The sequence below is a fragment of the Sphingomonas sp. BL-S-25 genome (genome assembly GCF_055521555.1).
In genome coordinates this window covers 874,838-893,420 of record NZ_CM145486.1, presented here as the reverse complement: position 1 = coordinate 893,420, position 18,583 = coordinate 874,838, and the positions used below count along the sequence as shown (strand labels likewise).

Below are 18,583 nucleotides of genomic sequence, written 5' to 3'. Positions count from 1 at the left end.
CGTCAAAGTTGATTATGCGAAGGTCTTGGCGAACGATTCCAGCGCGCCCTTGAGCTGTGCGCGGGTGTCGTCCGACAGGTCCTTGCTGTCGCGGATCGCGGCCAGCACGCCGGCATGGTTGGCGCGCAGGTCGGCAAGCATCGCCTGCTCGTAGCGCACCACGTCCGCCGCCGGGATCGCGTCCAGGAAGCCCTGGGTGCCGGCGAAGATCGAGGCAACCTGCTCCTCGAACGGCATCGGCGAGAACTGGGCCTGCTTCAGCAGCTCGGTCAGGCGCGCACCGCGGTTCAGCAGCTTCTGGGTCGAGGCGTCCAGGTCCGAGCCGAACTGCGCGAACGCAGCCATTTCGCGATACTGGGCCAGCTCGAGCTTGATCGAGCCTGCGACCTTCTTCATCGCCTTGGTCTGCGCGGCGGAGCCGACGCGCGACACCGACAGGCCGACGTTGATCGCCGGGCGGATACCCGCGAAGAACAGGTCGGTCTCGAGGAAGATCTGGCCGTCGGTGATCGAGATCACGTTGGTCGGAATATAGGCCGACACGTCGCCTGCCTGGGTCTCGATGATCGGCAGCGCGGTCAGCGAGCCATTGCCATTGGCGTCGTTCATCTTCGCCGCGCGCTCGAGCAGCCGCGAGTGGAGATAGAACACGTCGCCCGGATAGGCTTCGCGGCCCGGCGGACGGCGCAGCAGCAGCGACATCTGGCGATAGGCGACTGCCTGCTTCGACAGATCGTCATACACGATCACGGCGTGCATGCCGTTGTCGCGGAAATACTCGCCCATCGCGCAGCCGGTGTACGGTGCGAGGAACTGCAGCGGAGCGGGCTCCGACGCGGTCGCGGCGATGACGATCGAATATTCCATCGCGCCATTTTCCTCGAGCGTGCGCACCAGCTGGGCGACGGTCGAGCGCTTCTGGCCGACGGCGACGTAGATGCAGTAGAGCTTCTTGCTCTCGTCGTCGCCCTTGTTGACCTCCTTCTGGTTGATGAAGGTGTCGATCGCGACGGCGGACTTGCCGGTCTGGCGGTCGCCGATGATCAGCTCGCGCTGGCCGCGGCCGACGGGCACCAGCGCGTCGAGCGCCTTCAGGCCGGTCTGCATCGGCTCGTGCACCGACTTGCGCGGGATGATGCCCGGCGCCTTCACTTCGACGCGCGAGCGCTGGTCGGACACGATCGGGCCCTTGCCGTCGATCGGGTTGCCCAGACCGTCGACAACGCGGCCCAGCAGGCCCTTGCCGACCGGCACGTCCACGATGGTGCCGGTGCGCTTGACGGTGTCGCCTTCGCGGATTTCGGAGTCGGAACCAAAGATCACGACGCCGACATTGTCGGCCTCGAGGTTCAGCGCCATGCCCTGCACGCCATTGGCGAACTCGACCATCTCGCCCGCCTGGACGTTGTCGAGGCCGTGGATGCGCGCGATGCCGTCACCGACGCTGAGCACCTGGCCGGTCTCCGAGACCTGGGCCTCGGTGCCGAAATTGGCGATCTGGTCCTTGATGACCTTCGAGATTTCTGCGGCGCGGATATCCATTTTCAGCCTTTCATCGCGTGCGCGAGGGAATTGAGACGGGTCTTGATCGAGGAATCGATCATCTGGCTGCCGATCTTCACGACCAGGCCGCCCAGGAGCGAGGGATCGACCGACAGGTCGACGGCGACGTCACGCCCGATGCGGGTGCGCAGCTGCTGCTTCAGCGCGTCGACCTGATCGGCGGTCAGCGGATGGGCCGAGACGACTTCCGCCGTGGTCTCGCCGCGATAATTGGCGGCCAGGGTGCGGAACGCGCGGATGATCTGCGGCAGCTGGTTCAACCGGCGGTTGCCGGCCAGCACGCTGAGGAAGTTTGACGTGGTCGAATCGAGCTTCAGCGCGGCCGAGGTCGCGGCGATCGCGCGCGACGCGTCGTTGCGGCTGATCAGCGGGCTGGTGGTCAGCGCCTTGAAATCGGCCGATTCGTTCAGTGCGGCGCGAACCGTGGCGAGGCTCTGCTCGACCGCGGGAAGCGTCTTCGAATCGCGAGCGAGTTCGAACAGAGCGGTAGCGTAGCGTCCGCTTAGGCTGGCCTGGATACCGCCGGAATTCTCCACGCGTGTCGGTTCCTCATAGGGAGCAGGAATTAGCCCCGTCCGAAGGGGCCGCACCCCGGTTGATGGAGGGCGCCCTTCTAGGGTCGCGGCGCGGTTAGCATCGCAAGTGTTGGGATGCAACCCGACTCGCGGAGAGGGCGAAAGGCGCCTGTTCGCGATCGCGCGTCAGGGTTATCGCGACGATGGCGGTGCGGCAACGGACCAACCCGCGCCGTGCGGCGAACCGATCATCGACGCGCGTCTGGCCGACTATTGCCGACATGCCTAGGATCGCGACCGTCCTCTAGTTTCGGAGTCGCGTAATGACCGGCCGTTTTCAACCGATGATCATGGCCGACGGGGCCGAAATCCAGGTCTATCATGTCGAGCCGCAGGGCAGGCGGCGTGGTGGCCTGATCGTCATCCAGGAGATATTCGGCGTCAATTCGCACATCCGCTCGGTGTGCGAGGACTATGCGGCCGAAGGCTATGAGGTGCTGTCGCCCGCGCTGTTCGACCGCGAGGTGCCGGGGTTCGAGGTCGGATATGACAAGGATGGCCGGGCGCAGGGCGTGAAGCTGGCGCGCGAGGCGCATCCGTTCGGCCTGTCGCAGGACGACGTCCAGAGCTGTGTCGAGGCGCTGGCGGGCAAGGGGCCGGTGTTCGTCGTCGGCTATTGCTATGGCGGCTCGCTCGCGTGGTTCGCCGCCACGCGGATAAAGGGCGTGACGGCGGCATCGAGCTATTATGGCAGCCTGGTGCCGGGATCGAACGAGCGGCCCGACTGCCCGACGATCGTCCATTTCGGCCGGCACGACCACGGTATCCCGATGGAGGGCGTCGAGGCGCTGATCGCGCAGGACCTGCCGATGACCGAGATCTTCGTCTATGACGCCGGCCACGGCTTCAACTGCGACCAGCGCGAGGATTATGACGCGCCGAGCGCCGCACTGGCGCGCGAGCGGACGCTGGCGCTGTTCCGGGCGAACGAGGGCGCTGCTTGATCCGGGCGTAGCGCCGGCCGCGCGGGATCAGCGCGTCGAGGGCCTGACCGGCTCCGGGCTGCCGCCCGTCTCGACATGGATGGTGGCGACGCAGTGCGCCTCCGCCCAGGCAAGACCCGCCGCCTCGGCTTCCTCATAGCTGGCATAGGGCTCGCTGCCGACCAGCGCGACCGACTCCAGTTCGTCGCCGTCGCCGCACGCCATCAGCGCGGACGCGATCAGCGAGAAGCCGCCGCCCGGCAAGGCATTGATCTTGATGCAGTCCGTATCGTCCGACGCCAGTTCGCCGGGCGGCAACTTGATGATCTCCATCCCTATTCTCCTCCGTTTGCCCGAACGGTTCAGCCTCTGATTGGATGCTTCGGAGAATTGTGCTGCGTGCTTCATCGTCCTGCCGCACTCGGCGCACAATTGATCGCTGATCAATTGATTTGAATTGAACGATGATCAATTAGGGCTGGGTAGCTGACGGACAGTCTCGTCCCCGGCTGCGGAGGGTAAGAGATGAAGCGCATTCCCGTCATCGCCGCGATGATCGCGGCAACCGCACTCGTGGCAGCCTCGCCGGCTGCCGCCGTCCCCCAGGTCAAGCTGAGCGGTCGCACCCTGGCCACGCCCAAGCTGGCAGGCGATCTGATGCGGACCATCCTCGGCCATTCGAAGCACAGCTCGGGCTGCCCGACCATTTCGGGCGCGCATATGCAGGTCATGCCGCGCAGCTATGCGCCGCGCCAGCCGACGCGTCAGGCGATCGCGATGGGCGGCCATTTCGAGGTCTGGACGATCACCGCCTGCGCCGCGACCCGGCGATATCAGATCGCGATGTGGCCGTCGCCGCGCGGCGGGGCCGACTTCGCCATCACCCCGCTTGGCGGCCGCGTCCCGCTGCGCCGCTGATCGGTCCTGATTTCCCCCAGCGTCATTGAAAGAGGAGACGCATCGTGAAGACTCAGTCGATTCGCGCCCTGGCCATCGGGGCGGCCCTGTTCACCGCAGCCGCGCTCCCCGCCGCTGCCGCACCGTCAGCCATTCAGGGCGGATGGAACGGGCGCTATGTCTGGGAGGAGGATGTCGGCCGTCACGGCGGTACCAGTCCCAGCGACAGCATCACCGCCTTCATCACCTATACGCTGACGATCGGACCGGGTGCCGGGCCGACCGGCTGTTCGCTGAACGGTCAGGGGTTCCAGACCAATCGGCGGATCCAGTGCACCGCGGTGCCCAGCGGCAACACGCTGGTGGTGAAGTTCCGCCGCTTCGGCGCGGAGAATTTCCCCGGCGACAGCTGGTCCGCCGGACAGAGCTTGTTCACGCTCAGCCGGGGCAAGCGCGGCATCACTACAGCATTGCAGGCACTGACGCCGTCGAACCGCAACACGCCGCGGAGCGGCATGCTGTTCCACCGCGTCCGCTGACCATCATCGATCCAACCGGAAGCATCTGGCGAACCATGGGAAGACGATCCGATCATAGCCGCGCGGAGTTGCGCGGCCTCATCCTCGGGGCGGGGGAGACGCTGATGGCCGAATCCGGGCTGTCCGGCTTCTCCGCCCGGGAGGTGGCGAAGCGCGTGGGCTATACGATCGGGACGATCCACAATGTGTTCGGCAATGTCGACGGGCTGATTACCGCGATCAACACGCGGACGTTCGACCTGTGGGCCGATGCGCTGGAGGCGCGACTGGCCGAGGCCGGCGGCGACCGGATCGCCGCGCTGGTCGAGGCCTATTTCGCCTTTGCCCGCGCCAACCCGTTTCGCTGGTCGGCGATCTACGAACATGTCGGCGTGGCCGAGGCGACACCACCCGAGCAATCGGAGGAGCGGGGGCGGCTGACCCGGATCGTCGTCCGGGAAGTGGCTGCGGAACTCGGGCGGCCCGCCGACGACGCGATCGGTACGCTGGCCCGGTCGCTGGTGGCGACGGTCCATGGCCACTGCGCGTTCCAGGTCAGCGGATCCTGGGAAGCGATGGGCCAGCGCGACGTCGAGGGCGTCGCCCTGGCGCGGGTCCGCGAAAGCCTGGCCGCGGCGCGGGGCGCACCGACCGACTGAACCCGGCGCGCGCGACGCGCGTTGCGGTGGGAAGGAGATACCGATGGGTTTCATCTCAATCTTCGGCATGTTCATGGCGACCCAGTTCGAGCCGCATGCGGACGGATATGCCTTTCGCGTGAACGGCAAGGGTCCGGCATTGCCCGTCACCAAGGCCGAGCGCGACCGCTATGTCCTGCGCGCCGGCTGGAGCTTCCTGTTCCACACCGCGGCCTTCCTGCTGTGCGTGATCGCGGCGGCGATGCTGACCGCGACCTGGTTTCCCGAGGGGAACGAGGCTGGCGGCTTCGTGCTGATGGGCGGGTTGCTGATCCTGATCGTGTTCGCGCTGTATCGCTCGCTGCGCTGGGCGATGCGGGCGCCGGCGCGCGACTTCGCCGATCGCATGCCGGTTGCCCCGGCGCGGTCTAAGCCGCGTCCCGGGCCGCAGCGGCCTGCAGGCGCTCGCGCGCCGCGTCAGCCCGCCAGGCCTGCAGGCTGCCTGTTCCTGATCGGCTTTGCGCTGGTCGAGTTGATCGCCGGGATCGCAGTGGGCGCACTTGCCTATCATCTGCTGATCGGCCGCGGCGAAGGTTTGGCGTTGCTGGGGGCATTTGTCGGCTGGCTGGGCACGGTGGTGCTGATCGAATGGTGGGCGAAGCGCCGGGTGCTTACGCAACTGCTCGATATCCTGTCCGAAATTCCCTGACATCCCGTTCGACAAGGAGGCACTGATGACCAGATGCACCCGCTGCAATGCCGCGATCCCCGCCGGCGCCCGGTTCTGCCCCGATTGCGGGCATGCGATCGCCGATGCCGACGACCCATTTGCGACCATCACCGCACCGACCCCGCGGCCGGGGTCGCAGCCCGGGACGCAACAGCCCGATGCGCCGGCGGGGCGTCGCTCGGGCTCGGGCTGGGGTGGCTGGATCCTGCCGGCGATGATCGTGATTGCGCTCGCCGTGATCGGCGTGCAGCTGTGGAGCCAGCGCGACGCGGCCAAGCCGATCGCCGAGCGCCAGGCGGAGACCGCCAAGCGTGACGACAGCGCCGCTGCGCCCGACCGCACTCCCGAAGCGGCGCCGTCGGCCGTCCCCGACGAGTCGCCGCCAAGGGCGGCATCCGAGGGCCAAGTCAGCGCCGCGACCCTGGACGCCGATTTCGCCGGCGACGCGCAGGCGGCGAAGGCGCGCTATCCCGGCGCGGTAACCGTGATCGGCACCCTTGCGTCGCTGACGCCGGGGAACTCGTCTTCGCTGTCGCTGGAAGGGCGGACCCGGTTCAACTTCATCGTCGCGAGTCTGTCCGCGGGGTCAGCAGATACCGTGTCGGCGCTGTCGAAGGGCCAGTCGGTGACGCTGGCCTGCGGCAGAGTCGGCACGCTGGCGGGCACGACGATGCTGCGCGACTGTACGCTGCAATAGGCAGATCAGCCCGGGTGGGCGAGCCCGCGGAGATCGGCGATCAGCGCCCCTGCCAATTGGCGGAGGCGCGCGTCCGGTTCCGACGCATCGATCGCGCGTTCCAGCTGCCGGGCCGTGTCGGTCAGCGCGTCGAACCCGAACATGCCGGCACGGCCGGCGATGCCGTGGCTCAGGTCGCGCACTGCCTTCCACGCCGCCGCATCGACATTCGCCCGGATCGCGTCGGCATCCAGGCCCGCCTGCTCGATGAAGCGGAGGCGAATCGCCCCCAGGCGTTCCTCTAAATCGGTCATTCGATGAATTCGCGCACGCGGGTGGACAGGCTCATCGGATCGAACGGCTTGGCCAGCACGCCGCGCGCGCCGAGGTCATGGAAAGCGCGAACCTCATAGGCCTGGGTCCGCGCGGTGATGAACACGACCGGGATCGTCGCGGTGGCCGGATCGTCGCGCAGCCGGGCGAAGACGGTGGGACCGTCCATGCCCGGCATCATTACGTCGAGCAGGATGAGGTCGGGCGTCCAGGTCCCGACCTGCTCGAGCGCCTCGGGCCCCGACCCGCAGGTGCGAACCTCGAAATCGGGATCCAGCTCGAGCGACATCGCCGCCACTTCGCGGATATCAGCCTCGTCGTCGACATACAGAATGCGGATCGTCATTGCCTGCCTTCCTGTCTGGCTGCCACCTTCGCCAGCACCTCGTCGATCAGCTGGTCGAGGCCGGCGCGCGACTTGACGATGACCTGATCCACGCCCTCGATCGCCGCCCCGTCGACCTGCTGCGCGGTGAACACCGCGATCGGGATGGACGGATCGTCAGCGCGCAGCAATGGCACGAGTTCCAGCCCGTTGCCGTCTGCCAGGCCGATGTCGAGAATCGCCGCATCGAACCGGCGGCCGCGAATTGCCGCGCGTGCTTCGCTCACGCTGTGTGTCGACAGCACGTCGCCGCGCTGTTCGAACGCGCTGGAGACGACGCGCAGCATGTCGGGGTCGTCGTCGAGGTGGAGAATGGCCGGGAGCCCGGTCGAAGGTTCGGCCGCTGTCTCGGGCGCTTCCGGTCCGGACTCGCGCCGCGCCGCGGGCAGGTCGACGTGAAAAGTCGTGCCGCGCCCAACTTCGCTTTCGAACCGGACATTGCCGCCCAGCCGGGTGACGATCTCGCGCACGATGCTGAGGCCCAGGCCGGTCCCGCCCTTTTGCCGAGTATCCGAATTGTCGGCCTGTGCGAATTTAGAGAAAATCCGATCGCGAAACGCCTCGGGGATCCCTTCGCCATCGTCGGAGACGCTGATTCGGAACCGGTGGTTCAACTCGGTTGCCGATACCCGGACCGTTCCGCCGCGCGGCGAGAATTTGACCGCATTGGACAGGAGGTTGGTGATTACCTGGTTCAGGCGATCCTCGTCCGCCAGCACCTGGCTGCACTCGGGCGGCGATTCCAGGACCACCTGGACGCCATATTCATTGGCGAAGCCGGCATTGTCGCGAACCGCGCGTTGCAGGATATGATCGAGCGCGACCGGCTTGATGTCGAACGCCATCCGCCCCGCCTCGATCTTCTCGATGTCGAGGATGTCGTTGATCAGCCGCACCAGCCGGGCCGAATTGCTCTGCGCGATCTGGATCAGACGAAGCGCCTTGGCCGGGATCGGACCCGCGGCACCGCCGGTGATCAGCCCGAGCGAGCCGGCGATCGAGGTCAGCGGCGTGCGCAGCTCGTGGCTGACGGTCGCGACGAAGTCGGTCTTGATCTGCTCGACCTCGCGCTTCTCGCTCAGGTCGCGGCAGACCGCGAGGAACAGCGATCCCTGGGCCATCGGGACCACGCTGATCGCGACTTCGACCGGAAATACCGACTGGTCGCGGCGGCGGCCCATGACCTCCTGCACCTCGCCCGGCAGGCCGTCGCGATTCGCATCGAGGCGGGCGAGGAAGCTTTCGACTTCGCCGCGGTCGGGCGCCACGTCGAGCAGCACGCCGATGTCGCGCCGCAACAGCGCACCGGTTTCATATCCGAACATCTTGGCGGCGGCGGGGTTCAGGCTTTCGATGCTCCCGCTGGCGTTCAGCACGATCAGCCCGTCCATCCCGCTTGCGAAGATTGCGCGCTGGCGGGCGGCGAGATCGTCGGACTGGCGGCGGAACTGCTCGCGCGCCATATGGCTGCGCGCGGCGAGATAGGCGGCGGCGGCGAGCAGCACGACCAGCAGTGCCAGCAGACCATAGGTCCGGTCACGGACCCGCGTGCGGGTCGTCTCGAATACTGCGGTAACCTGAGCCAGCCCGCTGCGTTCACGTCGTTCGGCGCTGCCGATCAAGACGCGAAGCCGGTCCATGAGGACTTTGCCCTGGAAGACCAACTCACGCTCGCCGGCAAGGTTTCCGCGGCGCCCCAGCCGGATCGACTGGTCGACCAGAGCTCGCTTTTGTAGCGAGATCTGCCGCATCTCCGCCAGTTCCGACCTGTATCGGCCGTCCGGCGGCGCATGGTCTTTCAGGGATGCGAAGGCCGGGTCGATCCGGCTGAGCGCGTTGCGGTAGGGCGACAGGAAACGCTCGTCGCCGGTAATCAGAAAACCGCGCTGGCTGATCTCGAGATCCTGGTGCAGCAGCAGGATGGTCCGCAGGTCGGCCCGGGCTTCGTAAGACCGGATGATTTCCCGCCGCAGCGACGCGGTTTCCCCGAACCCGCTGATGACCACGAGCGTCAGGATCAGCATCAACAGCGGTACCAGAACTGCAGCCGCCATCACCACCCATCGGGTGATGACAAATCGTGGAGGCTGGACAGTTGCTTGCGGCACGGGCGGATGACCTTGTGATCTCTCGCGCGCTATCGCATCGACGCGTGAGGAAACCAACCTAGGAACATGATCATTTTTCGGTTGCAGGCCGGGGACGAAGGTCGCCGATCGAGATCGTCGCGGTAGCGTCCTTGGGAATGACCAGGTCGTAACTCGTCTTTTCCAGGTCGACCAGCGTGATCCGCCAGCGCCCCGGTGCGAGCCCGGTCACGCCGAACCGCCCGGCGGAATTGGTGAACAGCGGCACAGGCTCGCGTTCGGGATGCGCCTCCTCGGTCGCGGTGCCGCCGACCAGAGTGATCGGGTCTCCGGTCGGGCCGAGCAGGCGTCCGACGACGCTGACCATATAGTCCGATCCCACGGTCAACCGGTACCCGCCGCGATAGGGCGGCATCAGGCGGAACGATCCGTCGCCCAGATTGGCGCCCAGCGGCGCATCGGGTGCGGTGACCAGCACGTTGCGCTCGCTATAGCTGCTGAGGCTGGACTGCAGCGCGGTGCCCAGCGCGCCGGTATTGGCGAGCGAGGTCTTGCCGACCGCGTCGACCAGGATATCCGCGTCCTTCAGCGAGGAATGCGGGCGAATGATCGCGAAGGCATCGTTGATCGGCCGTCCGACCGTGAAGCTGCCGTCCGCCATCGCCAGTGCGGTGCCGAAGCGCAGCGAGGTGCGCTGCCCGGTCGAGCGGGCCAGGTCGTTCTCGAAAGTGCTGTAATGGCTGAAGCCGAGTTCGGCGCGGTTCGCATAATATATGCCCGTCGCGTTGGCGCCCACACCGGTATCGCTGCGCTCGATATCCGCGCTGAAATTATACGCGCCGGTGCCGGTGCCGTGATAGGTCTGATAGGTCAGCCGGCCGCGATTATACCGACTGTCGAGATCGGCGCGAAGGCTGGACGAACGGTCGACGCGGTAGGTCAGCGACAGGAAGGCGGTGAAGCGTCCGCCGCGGCCGTCGCGCTCATAGGTGAGGTCGCTGGTAAAGCTGAACTGGGGCAGCGGCCGCCAGCCGCCACTGACGCGGACGCTGCGCACGTCGGGCTCGCCGTCGCGGCCCTTGGAATATCGCGCATCGATCCCGGCATAAAGGGTCTCGGTCAGCGCGCTGTTGTAGCTCGCACCGGCGATATAGCGGTAGGGATTGAAAGGCGCTCCGGAACCGATCGGCGAGAAGTTGCGGCTTCGCGTCTCCAGCGACAGGGACAGGGCGTCGGCGCGGTCGGCGCTGCGGCTGATCGTGCGCTGGAAGGTCACGATCGATGCCCAGCCCGAGCCGAGGCCATTGACGTGCGATGCGGAGGCGAAGGCGCCGATCGAGCCGATCGGGCTGGCGACGACGGTCTCGACACCGCCCATCCAGCCATTTCCGTCGGCCTGGGCATTGGCCCCCAGCGTGAGCCGGTCGCTGACGCCGCGGCGATAGAAGCCGCTAAAGGCCAGGTCGTTGGTGTAGATCGGCCCGCTGGCGCCCAGCGGCGCGCGCGTGCCCAGATACAGACCGAATTCGCTCAGGCCCGAGGCAAGCTGCGACTGATCGAGGAAGATGTTGAAGTTGAACGACTGGACGCGGCCGGCATCGTCCGTGATCGTCAGCTTCACGTCGTTCGCCCCCTGGGTGAAGGGAAAGTCGCGCAGGTCGAATGTGCCCGGATCGACCTCTAGCCGGCGGACGACCTGGTCGTTGACGCGAACCTCGATCGTCGAGCGGCGATCGATCTGGAAGCTGCGGTTGCCGCGCGGCCGGATGATTGTCTGCGGATCGAGCAGCGAATAGAAGCGTGAGACCGACAGGCCGGCGATTTCGGGTGCCGACTGGAAGCCGCGGGCAAGCGTCTGGAGATCGCCGGCGGTCCAGCGCACCAGATTGCCGCGATCGTCATAGATCAGCCGCGTGCCGCGACGCTGGAAATCCGTACCGGGCGCACCCGCCTGCCAATTGGCTTCGCCCTCCAGCACCACGCCGCCCGCCCGGATCGCGCCGTCCAGAAAGGTGATCGGGGCGGCGATCCCCTGATCGGAGCCCTGCTGAACCCAGTCGAGCGAGCCGCGGATGTTGAGATAGGCGCTGAGCCCGGCCGGCGCCGTATAGGTCACGGGACCGCGGCTCATCTCGTCGCTGAGCACCAGCGAGCGGCTGGCGCGGCTCGACGCGGCAATGTCCAGCGTGATCTGCAGCGCCTGCGGGTCGTAGCGGATCGCGACGCCGACGCCCTGGAGGTCGGCGCGCTCGAGCTTGCCCTGTGCCGTCAGACGGGTGCGCAGCGTGTTGAGCAACGTCCCGGAGATGCGCGGTTCGAGAAGCGCCAGCAGCCGTGCTGCGGCGAAGCTGGCGCGGCCATCGGTGTCGAGCGTGACGGTCGCGTCGCCGACATAGGTCTGGCCGTCCATCACCGGCGCGGTCAGGACGATCGCCCGGCCGGTCGGATTGATCCCGGACGCATTTGCGTCGGGATCGATCACCACCCGCGCGTCGGTCGGATCGGTCGTCTGCGCGGCCGCCGGGGCCGACGCCAGGCACAAGCCGAGCATCAGCGCCGAGGAGGCGACGGTCAATTTCAGCCAGGAGGGGATGATTTAGCCCTCGGGTGTGAACTGCACTTCGACGCGGCCGTCGGGCTGCGGGAGGCGAGCAGGCAGGGTGATGCGGCGCGTCTGGCCGCCGCCGACCAGGCCGTAGCCGATCGACTGCTGGATGTCGGCACCGGTGAACTGCTTGGTGAAGACCTGACGGCCGTCGGGCGCGAACTGGACGACGCGAACGCGTCCGCGCGACAGATAGCCATGCGCCACCGACTTGTTGGTGATGGTGACCACCGGCGCCGGATTGCCTTCCGCATCCTTGCCGATCTCCGCCGAGGCGACGGTCAGGTTGGGCTTCACACCGTCGGGCGAGACGCTGACCAGCACCTGGAAATTATAGAGGAGCTGGATGTTCGACGTCGTGTCCGTCGTCTGCACCGGAAGCTGTGCGACCGTGATGAAATAATGCTTGCTGTGCGGCAGGGCGGGATCGCCGACATATTGCACGCGGAAATTCTGGCGCTGGCCGGGCTGGATCAGCGCCTGGGGCGGGAAGGCGGCGAGCTCACCGGTGTCGCGCCCGGTCGGGCTGACGCCGTCCGCGGTCAGGTCGAGCGACTCGATGCGAAGTTCGACGGGCAGCGGCTTGTCGAAGGTGTTCTCGACCGTGATGACCTGGCTCATGCCCCGGCCCGACGTGGTGAGGTCGAGAACCACAGGCTGGACGGTCATTGCGTAGGCGGCGGTGGCCAGCCCCAGAATGGCTGCCGATGCGACCAATCCGGTGACGAAGGTTCTGCGCTGCAACTTCACAAGTCTCTCCTGAGCCTATCCCACTGACTTCGCGCCATATCGCCGGTCAGGATCAAAGGAAATGATGGACCGATGCGATGCCCGCGCCAAGGCAGGAAAATCACGAAGCACGCCGCCACCTAATGCGTGAACTGCGGCGGCTTCGTGTTACTTGGGAAGAGACACGTGAAGCGGTCCGCCCATGTCTTCGTCATCGGATTCAGCAAGCCGCTCATATTCGGCGGCAAGGAACAACAGATCGGCGCGATCCTCGTCGGACGCACTTTCGGCGCAGGCTCGAAGCTCGGCAGCAAGAACTAGAGGGTCACGAGGATCCATGGGTCAGGCAGTTCCGGCGGGTTGCCCGGAGGGCGCCCGCCGGAGTGCTGGATCAGGCTGCGGGCGCAACCGTGATCTCGACCTTGCCGGCATAGGCGCCAGCTTCGAGCATCGCTGCCGAGTCTGCGGTCTTGCCGGTGCCGACGGTCAGGGTGATGTTGTTCGTGTTCGACGAGAAGCGATCGCCGATCTGACCCGAGGTCGCGCCGCTGGCGATCGACTCGTCGGAAATGCTGGTCGGGCCGCCATTGGCGCGCTGGGCGGTGACGACGGCGGTGTAGTGGACGGTGTTGGTGTAACCGTTGGGCGGGTTGTTCGACGACGCGTTCACCAGCGGCTTGGCTTCGACCGAGACCTTCGGGTTCGCGCCGTTGCACTTGATGGTGAAGGTGCGGCTCAGTCCGCCATTGTTGCTCGAAAAGGCAGCGTCGACGGTGCCGTCGGTCTTGGCCAGTTCGCCCAGCGTGATGCTGCCGCTGATCGGGGTGGCGGCCAGGCAGCGGCCCGAAACGGTCCCGCTGACGTCGACCGAGCCGCTCGCCTGAGCGAAGGCGGGAGCTGCAGCGAATGCCGAACCGAGGACCAGGGCAGAGAGAACCAGCTTCTTCATGTCGTATCTCCAGGAATTTCGTTTGGGGCTGTCCGCCCCGACGAGTTGGATATGCACTGGAGCCTGGTCCCTCCACATTTAGCGCCAGTCGAAAAGCGCCATAACTTCAAGCATAACGACCTATATCGGAAGATATAGCAAGCCTGCGACCGACCATCTCCGCCTAATAGGGTCGCGATCGGCGCAACTGTAACGCCGAAAATCCGATTCAGATGCTTACTGCGTTGCGCGACGAAAAATGCAGCTGTCGGCGAGGATCAACGGCACCGCTGATCCGCGTTCAGGCGTTGGGCAAAATGCGTCAGCAGTCGAACACAGTCGAGACGGAAGATCGCAACGCGAGTTCAGCCGGCCGGATCGTGCTGGCCGCCACCGTCGTCCGGCTGGGCAAGCGCCTCATAGCCGGCGATCAGGACGAGCAGATCCGCGCGCTCCTGGTCCGACGCGCGTTCGGCGCAGGCGCGAAGTTCGGCGGCGAGGGAGAGGGTATCTCTGGGGATCATGGCACAGACGGGTCGGCAGGCCCCTTCCCGGGGGAAAGGACCTGCCGCGTTCGTGATCTTGCGGGTGGATCAGGCTGCGGGCGCGACCGTGATCTCGACCTTGCCGGCATAGGCGCCAGCCTCGAGCATCGCCGCGGAGTCGGTGGTCTTGCCGGTGCCGACGGTCAGGGTGATGTTGTTGGTGTTCGACGACAGGCGGTCGCCGATCTGGCCGGTGGTCGCGCCGCTGGCGATCGACTCGTCGGAGATGCTGGTCGGACCGCCATTGGCGCGCAGCGCGGTGACGACGGCGGTGTAGTGGACGGTGTTGGTGTAGCCGTTGGGCGGGTTGTTCGACGACGCGTTCACCAGTGGCTTGGCCTCGACCGAAACCTTCGGGTTCGCGCCGTTGCACTTGATGGTGAAGGTGCGGCTCAGTCCGCCATTGTTGCTCGAAAAGGCAGCGTCGACGGTGCCGTCGGTCTTGGCCAGTTCGCCCAGCGTGATGCTGCCGCTGATCGGGGTGGCTGCCAGGCAGCGGCCCGAAACGGTACCGCTGACGTCGACCGAGCCGCTCGCCTGAGCGAAGGCGGGAGCTGCAGCGAATGCCGAACCGAGGACCAGGGCAGAGAGAACCAGCTTCTTCATGTCGTATCTCCAGGAATTTCGTTTGGGGCTGTCCGCCCCGACGAGTTGGATATGCACCGCGAGCTGGCGTCGCCATATTTAGCGGGCGGCGAAAAGATCGATAACTTCAGGATCGAGCAGCTATATCGAAGGATATAGGACGGCCTCACGCCTCTCCGCGCCGCGGCAGGCGGATCGGCCTGGGTCCGGCCTCGGCGCGATCGGAGGACGGGCGCTGGAATCAATTCGGCAGGCCCTCGCTGGTGCGAGGACCTGCCGAAGACGATCGCCGCCGCCGAGGGATCAGGCGGTCGGGGCGACCGTGATCTCGACCTTGCCGGCATAGGCGCCAGCCTCGAGCATGGCTGCCGAGTCATTGGTCTTGCCGCTGCCGACGGTCAGCGAGATGTTGTTGGTAACCGGGGCCAGACGATCGCCGACCGGGTTCGAGGTGGCGCCGCCAGCCATCGAGTCGTCGGAGATGGCGGTCGATCCGCCATTGGCCTTCATCGCAGTGACGACGGCGGTGTAGTGGACGGTGTTGGTGTAGCCGTTGGGCGGGTTGTTCGAGGCGGCGTTCACCAGCGGCTTGGCTTCGACCGAGACCTTCGGGTTCGAGCCGTTGCACTTGATGGTGAAGTTGCGGGTCAGGCCATTGACGTTGCTCGAGAAGGCGGCGTCGACGGTGCCGTCGGTCTTCGCCAGTTCGCCCAGCGTGATGCTGCCGCTGATCGGGGTGGCAGCCGAGCAGCGTGCTGCGACGGTGCCGCTGACATCGACCGAACCGCTCGCCTGGGCGAAAGCGGGAGCTGCAGCGAAAGCCGAACCGAGGACCAGGGCAGAAAGAACCAGCTTCTTCATGTCGTATCTCCAGGAATTTCGTTTGGGGCCTGTCCGCCCCGACGAGTTCGCTATGCACCGGAGATCGGCGTCGCCACATTTAGCCTATGGTGAAAACGTCGCTAACTTCAGGATCAAGCAACTATATCCTAAGCTATAGTGCCACGGCGGACTGCGCGTGACGCGGGGTGACGATCGAGCACTTCACAGGCGCCATCGTCACGCGCCAGTCCTGTTCTCGTGCGCAACAGCTGAAACGCGACTATCGACTTTGATCGCCGGGATGTAGCGGGGTGCGTGTCCAAGGCCAGGCCAGGTCAGCATCCAGCTGGCCACGTGATGGAAAGCATCCCATGAACGAGTCCTTGGGCCAGATGTCCGAAATCCCCGAACTCGAAGCCGGCTGGTGGGAGATCACCCCGGGCGAGCGATTCACGATCCGCACCTCCGCCACGGACACGGCCGGGCGCTACACGACGATCGAGATCGTCGCCTATCCGCGCAACGCAGTGCCCTTGCATGTCCACGGCAACGAGGAAGAGCATTTCGTCGTCATCGAGGGGCGCGTTCACCTGACCAATGGCGACCAGAGGCTCGAACTGTCTGCCGGCGATGCGGCTACGGTGAAGCGGGGAACGCCTCACGCCTGGGCCAATCTTTCGGATGAGCCGGTTCGGATGCTCGTGATGTTCGCGCCAGGGGAACAGGAAAAGGCGTTTCGCCTGATCGGGTTTGCGACCGATGGCGATTTCTCGGCCATCGCCGAGGAGAATGAGCGGCTGGGCACCAGCGTCGTAGGGCCGCCGCCCTATGAGAATGTCTATTCGGTTTTTTCGCCCCGACCGGCGCTGGCTCCTGCGCAGGACGCTGCACGCTGAACGAAGCGCGCGCCTACGGGCTCGACCGGGCGTGCGCCGGAATCGAGCTGGCAGGCCTTCCCCCGGGGGAAGACCTGCCAAGCCGCTATTGGCTTTGGGCGATCAGGCGGCCGGGGCGACCGTGATCTCGACCTTGCCGGCATAGGCGCCGGCCTCGAGCATCGCACCGGACTCGGAGGTCTGGCCGCTGCCGACAGTCAGCGAGATGTTGTTCGACACGGTGGCGAGCCGGTCGTTGATCTGGCTCGAGGTCGCACCGCTGGCGATCGACGGATCGGCAATGCTGGTCGAGCCGCCGCCCGCGCCCAGCGCGACGACGGTCGCGGTGTAGTGGACGGTGTTGGTGTAGCCATTGGGCGGGTTGTTCGACGATGCGTTCACCAGCGGCTTCGCCTCGACCGATACCTTCGGGTTCGCGCCGTTGCACTTGATGGTGAAGTTGCGGGTCAGGCCGTTGACGTTGCTCGAGAAGGCGGCGTCGACGGTGCCGTCGGTCTTGGCCAGTTCGCCCAGCGTGATGCTGCCGCTGATCGGGGTGGCAGCCGAGCAGCGTGCCGAGACGGTCCCGCTGACATCGACCGAGCCGCTCGCCTGGGCGAAGGCAGGAGCCGCCGCGAAAGCCGAGCCGAGGAACAGAGCGGAAATAACGAGCTTCTTCACGACGTGTCTCCAGAAATCCTGACGGGGTGGTCACCCGATGGGATGTCTCTGCACTGGAGCCTGACGTCGTCCCATTCAGCGAATGGCGAAAACCACGCTATCGTCGGGATGGGCGGCCTATATCGATGGGAATAGGCCGCCCCGTCACAGTCCCGCGCAATTGACCGCCGACGAAGCCGTGACGATCGGCGTGAAGGTGATGATCAGCGTATCGGCATAATCGGGTGCCGGCGTCTTGGACGCGCCGCCCTCCTGCAACGTCGCCCTCAGCGGCAGCACGCCCGCCTCGCCCGCGATACCTGCACGGGCACAGGTGCGCGGCGTGGAGGCGGCGTTCGACGCCACGTCGCGACCCAGAAAGCGCGCGCGGTATCGGATGGTCTGCGCCGAGTCCGCCAGGTTGCCGCCACGATAGGTCAGCTTGAAATCGTTCTGCGACCGCATCCGGACCTCGAACGGACCGGAACTGCGAACGCGCAGGGCATTGCTGGCGGAGGTGGTGTAGCGTTCGGGCGTCGCCTGCACCGCGGTGGTCGTGGCATCCCCGATCTCGCCGAAATCGAGCACCGAGCCCGCATAATAGGCCTGGAGCGCGCTGACAGTGTTGACGTTGATCCGCACCGCGCCCGAATCGCGCACCGGACTGGGCAAGCTGTAGAGCCCGCCCTCGCCCGAACAGATATAGATGAGGTCGAGCACGATCGGCTCGCCGGCCGAGAGGTCGGTGCCGGGCGGCACGGTGACGCGCAGGTTCAAAGGGGTCGACAGGTCCGACGCGTACACGCCGCCAAAGTCGTAACGGATCTCGCCCGCAGCGCCTGCACCATTGTCCCGCGAATCGAGCGCGCGCGGACGGCCTGCCGTCGCGCCTTCGGGGTACAGCACCTTGTACCCCCGATAGGTGATGTCGAGCGGTGGCGAGCCGGACGGTGCGGTCAGGACGACGCTCACTTCGCGGGTCCGTCCGCCGTTGAACCATCTGTTGCGGCGCAGCACGAGCGGTATCGTGACCTCGGATAGGCCGGCGGGCGAAAAGGGATCGTAGGTGATGCTCGCCGGCGCCGTGGCGTTTCCCGTCACGCCGCACAGCGGAGAGATCTGCGTCTGCGCCGCCGATGGTGAGGCGGCGGTCAGCGCCGCGATCGTCGCAATGAAGGGGAAAGCCGCTGTACCGAACCTCATAGGCGAGGCGATACGACGATCTCCCGTGCGGCGCGAGCCGATAGTTCTTCCGGATCGGTCGCCGGTATATTGGCGGCAATCATGGCTTCCGTCTGAGGCGTCAGTCGCCTCGTTCGAGTTTCGGGAGCGCCATAGTTGCACAGCGCCTTGGGCTCGGCCGAGATACCCGAGTGCGTCCCGCCCATCGATACCCAGCACCGCGGTGCAACATAACCGGTAATACCCACCTCGCCGCTCGTCTGCGCTTTCGCAGGCGTAACGAATATCGTTAAGATGAAGGTAAGGGACGAGACGGCCAATCTGATG

Annotated in this window: 22 protein-coding genes; 8 read left to right on the top strand and 14 right to left on the bottom strand. The window is 66.1% G+C overall.

Going from position 1 to position 18,583, the window contains the following annotated elements; all coding sequences use genetic code 11:
- Positions 1-12 precede the first annotated feature (12 nt).
- Positions 13-1,542, bottom strand: coding sequence for a F0F1 ATP synthase subunit alpha (atpA, locus tag ACZ1H8_RS04495; protein ID WP_465180173.1), 1,530 nt, complete (start codon positions 1,540-1,542; stop codon positions 13-15).
- A gap of 2 nt (positions 1,543-1,544) precedes the next feature.
- A complete protein-coding gene (locus ACZ1H8_RS04490) occupies positions 1,545-2,099 on the bottom strand; it encodes a F0F1 ATP synthase subunit delta (RefSeq protein WP_465180172.1) in 555 nt (184 codons plus the stop codon).
- Positions 2,100-2,401: 302 nt separating this feature from the next.
- Between ACZ1H8_RS04490 and ACZ1H8_RS04485 the strand changes: the two genes are divergently transcribed.
- Positions 2,402-3,082, top strand: coding sequence for a dienelactone hydrolase family protein (locus ACZ1H8_RS04485; RefSeq protein ID WP_465180171.1), 681 nt, complete (start codon positions 2,402-2,404; stop codon positions 3,080-3,082).
- Positions 3,083-3,109: 27 nt separating this feature from the next.
- Here the strand turns inward: ACZ1H8_RS04485 and ACZ1H8_RS04480 are convergent, their stop codons facing one another.
- A complete protein-coding gene (locus tag ACZ1H8_RS04480) occupies positions 3,110-3,394 on the bottom strand; it encodes a hypothetical protein (protein ID WP_465180170.1) in 285 nt (94 codons plus the stop codon).
- Positions 3,395-3,586: 192 nt separating this feature from the next.
- Here ACZ1H8_RS04480 and ACZ1H8_RS04475 point away from each other — a divergent pair, with 192 nt between their 5' ends.
- The 5 genes from ACZ1H8_RS04475 to ACZ1H8_RS04455 all read left to right on the top strand — a co-directional run bounded on the left by ACZ1H8_RS04475 (position 3,587) and on the right by ACZ1H8_RS04455 (position 6,541).
- A complete protein-coding gene (locus tag ACZ1H8_RS04475; RefSeq protein WP_110153350.1) occupies positions 3,587-3,979 on the top strand; it encodes a hypothetical protein in 393 nt (130 codons plus the stop codon).
- Between the two features lie 44 nt (positions 3,980-4,023).
- Entirely contained in the window at positions 4,024-4,497 is a 474-nt protein-coding gene (locus tag ACZ1H8_RS04470; protein WP_465180169.1) for a DUF5991 domain-containing protein, read from the top strand.
- Positions 4,498-4,601: 104 nt separating this feature from the next.
- Positions 4,602-5,135, top strand: a complete 534-nt coding sequence (locus tag ACZ1H8_RS04465) for a TetR/AcrR family transcriptional regulator (protein WP_465180168.1) — start codon at positions 4,602-4,604, stop codon at positions 5,133-5,135.
- Positions 5,136-5,178: 43 nt separating this feature from the next.
- Positions 5,179-5,823 carry a hypothetical protein gene (locus ACZ1H8_RS04460; RefSeq protein WP_465180167.1) on the top strand — a complete coding sequence of 215 codons (645 nt, stop codon included), beginning with the start codon at positions 5,179-5,181 and terminating at the stop codon, positions 5,821-5,823.
- Between the two features lie 25 nt (positions 5,824-5,848).
- Positions 5,849-6,541, top strand: coding sequence for an OB-fold protein (locus tag ACZ1H8_RS04455; protein WP_465180166.1), 693 nt, complete (start codon positions 5,849-5,851; stop codon positions 6,539-6,541).
- A 5-nt stretch (positions 6,542-6,546) separates the two neighbouring features.
- On the opposite strand, the gene ACZ1H8_RS04450 is transcribed toward ACZ1H8_RS04455, so the two are convergent.
- The 5 genes from ACZ1H8_RS04450 to ACZ1H8_RS04430 form a co-directional block, all read right to left on the bottom strand.
- On the bottom strand, positions 6,547-6,834 hold the full coding sequence (locus ACZ1H8_RS04450) for an Hpt domain-containing protein (protein WP_465180165.1): 288 nt from the start codon (positions 6,832-6,834) through the stop codon (positions 6,547-6,549).
- Positions 6,831-7,199, bottom strand: coding sequence for a response regulator (locus tag ACZ1H8_RS04445; protein ID WP_110153344.1), 369 nt, complete (start codon positions 7,197-7,199; stop codon positions 6,831-6,833). The genes ACZ1H8_RS04450 and ACZ1H8_RS04445 overlap by 4 nt, the downstream gene beginning before the upstream one ends.
- Positions 7,196-9,292, bottom strand: coding sequence for a sensor histidine kinase (locus tag ACZ1H8_RS04440; RefSeq protein ID WP_465180164.1), 2,097 nt, complete (start codon positions 9,290-9,292; stop codon positions 7,196-7,198). The genes ACZ1H8_RS04445 and ACZ1H8_RS04440 overlap by 4 nt, the downstream gene beginning before the upstream one ends.
- 124 nt (positions 9,293-9,416) lie before the next feature.
- Positions 9,417-11,900, bottom strand: coding sequence for a fimbria/pilus outer membrane usher protein (locus ACZ1H8_RS04435; protein ID WP_465180163.1), 2,484 nt, complete (start codon positions 11,898-11,900; stop codon positions 9,417-9,419).
- A gap of 21 nt (positions 11,901-11,921) precedes the next feature.
- On the bottom strand, positions 11,922-12,680 hold the full coding sequence (locus ACZ1H8_RS04430; protein WP_219997945.1) for a fimbria/pilus periplasmic chaperone: 759 nt from the start codon (positions 12,678-12,680) through the stop codon (positions 11,922-11,924).
- Between the two features lie 165 nt (positions 12,681-12,845).
- On the opposite strand from ACZ1H8_RS04430, the gene ACZ1H8_RS04425 reads away from it, so the two are divergent.
- Positions 12,846-12,980, top strand: coding sequence for a hypothetical protein (locus ACZ1H8_RS04425; protein ID WP_465180162.1), 135 nt, complete (start codon positions 12,846-12,848; stop codon positions 12,978-12,980).
- 70 nt (positions 12,981-13,050) lie between these two features.
- On the opposite strand, the gene ACZ1H8_RS04420 is transcribed toward ACZ1H8_RS04425, so the two are convergent.
- From ACZ1H8_RS04420 to ACZ1H8_RS04405, 4 genes are all read right to left on the bottom strand, one after another.
- Entirely contained in the window at positions 13,051-13,608 is a 558-nt protein-coding gene (locus ACZ1H8_RS04420) for a hypothetical protein (RefSeq protein WP_465180161.1), read from the bottom strand.
- Positions 13,609-13,952: 344 nt separating this feature from the next.
- A complete protein-coding gene (locus ACZ1H8_RS04415) occupies positions 13,953-14,111 on the bottom strand; it encodes a hypothetical protein (RefSeq protein ID WP_181402014.1) in 159 nt (52 codons plus the stop codon).
- 69 nt (positions 14,112-14,180) lie between these two features.
- Complete coding sequence (locus tag ACZ1H8_RS04410) at positions 14,181-14,738, bottom strand: hypothetical protein (protein WP_465180160.1); 558 nt, start codon at positions 14,736-14,738, stop codon at positions 14,181-14,183.
- Positions 14,739-15,020: 282 nt separating this feature from the next.
- Entirely contained in the window at positions 15,021-15,578 is a 558-nt protein-coding gene (locus ACZ1H8_RS04405; RefSeq protein ID WP_465180159.1) for a hypothetical protein, read from the bottom strand.
- A 332-nt stretch (positions 15,579-15,910) separates the two neighbouring features.
- Between ACZ1H8_RS04405 and ACZ1H8_RS04400 the strand changes: the two genes are divergently transcribed.
- Positions 15,911-16,435: a cupin domain-containing protein gene (locus tag ACZ1H8_RS04400; RefSeq protein ID WP_465180158.1), complete on the top strand. Its 525-nt coding sequence runs from the start codon at positions 15,911-15,913 to the stop codon at positions 16,433-16,435.
- 102 nt (positions 16,436-16,537) lie between these two features.
- Here ACZ1H8_RS04400 and ACZ1H8_RS04395 read toward each other — a convergent pair whose 3' ends face one another.
- Together ACZ1H8_RS04395 and ACZ1H8_RS04390 are read right to left on the bottom strand one after the other, a co-directional pair.
- Positions 16,538-17,095 (bottom strand): hypothetical protein, encoded by a 558-nt coding sequence (locus ACZ1H8_RS04395; RefSeq protein ID WP_110153338.1) that lies wholly within the window; start codon positions 17,093-17,095, stop codon positions 16,538-16,540.
- A gap of 144 nt (positions 17,096-17,239) precedes the next feature.
- Entirely contained in the window at positions 17,240-18,277 is a 1,038-nt protein-coding gene (locus ACZ1H8_RS04390; protein WP_465180157.1) for a hypothetical protein, read from the bottom strand.
- Between the last annotated feature and the right edge of the window lie 306 nt (positions 18,278-18,583).

Excerpts from the sequence above, each read along its gene's own strand:
- ACZ1H8_RS04465 (WP_465180168.1), top strand. The coding sequence starts at position 4,602 with ATGGCCGAATCCGGGCTGTCCGGCTTCTCCGCCCGGGAGGTGGCGAAG.
- ACZ1H8_RS04485 (WP_465180171.1), top strand. The coding sequence starts at position 2,402 with ATGACCGGCCGTTTTCAACCGATGATCATGGCCGACGGGGCCGAAATC.
- ACZ1H8_RS04420 (WP_465180161.1), bottom strand. The coding sequence starts at position 13,608 with ATGAAGAAGCTGGTTCTCTCTGCCCTGGTCCTCGGTTCGGCATTCGCT.
- atpA (WP_465180173.1), bottom strand. The coding sequence starts at position 1,542 with ATGGATATCCGCGCCGCAGAAATCTCGAAGGTCATCAAGGACCAGATC.
- ACZ1H8_RS04405 (WP_465180159.1), bottom strand. The coding sequence starts at position 15,578 with ATGAAGAAGCTGGTTCTTTCTGCCCTGGTCCTCGGTTCGGCTTTCGCT.
- ACZ1H8_RS04475 (WP_110153350.1), top strand. The coding sequence starts at position 3,587 with ATGAAGCGCATTCCCGTCATCGCCGCGATGATCGCGGCAACCGCACTC.
- ACZ1H8_RS04390 (WP_465180157.1), bottom strand. The coding sequence starts at position 18,277 with ATGAGGTTCGGTACAGCGGCTTTCCCCTTCATTGCGACGATCGCGGCG.
- ACZ1H8_RS04480 (WP_465180170.1), bottom strand. The coding sequence starts at position 3,394 with ATGGAGATCATCAAGTTGCCGCCCGGCGAACTGGCGTCGGACGATACG.
- ACZ1H8_RS04440 (WP_465180164.1), bottom strand. The coding sequence starts at position 9,292 with ATGGCGGCTGCAGTTCTGGTACCGCTGTTGATGCTGATCCTGACGCTC.
- ACZ1H8_RS04450 (WP_465180165.1), bottom strand. The coding sequence starts at position 6,834 with ATGACCGATTTAGAGGAACGCCTGGGGGCGATTCGCCTCCGCTTCATC.
- ACZ1H8_RS04400 (WP_465180158.1), top strand. The coding sequence starts at position 15,911 with ATGAACGAGTCCTTGGGCCAGATGTCCGAAATCCCCGAACTCGAAGCC.
- ACZ1H8_RS04455 (WP_465180166.1), top strand. The coding sequence starts at position 5,849 with ATGACCAGATGCACCCGCTGCAATGCCGCGATCCCCGCCGGCGCCCGG.
- ACZ1H8_RS04460 (WP_465180167.1), top strand. The coding sequence starts at position 5,179 with ATGGGTTTCATCTCAATCTTCGGCATGTTCATGGCGACCCAGTTCGAG.
- ACZ1H8_RS04415 (WP_181402014.1), bottom strand. The coding sequence starts at position 14,111 with ATGATCCCCAGAGATACCCTCTCCCTCGCCGCCGAACTTCGCGCCTGC.
- ACZ1H8_RS04410 (WP_465180160.1), bottom strand. The coding sequence starts at position 14,738 with ATGAAGAAGCTGGTTCTCTCTGCCCTGGTCCTCGGTTCGGCATTCGCT.
- ACZ1H8_RS04445 (WP_110153344.1), bottom strand. The coding sequence starts at position 7,199 with ATGACGATCCGCATTCTGTATGTCGACGACGAGGCTGATATCCGCGAA.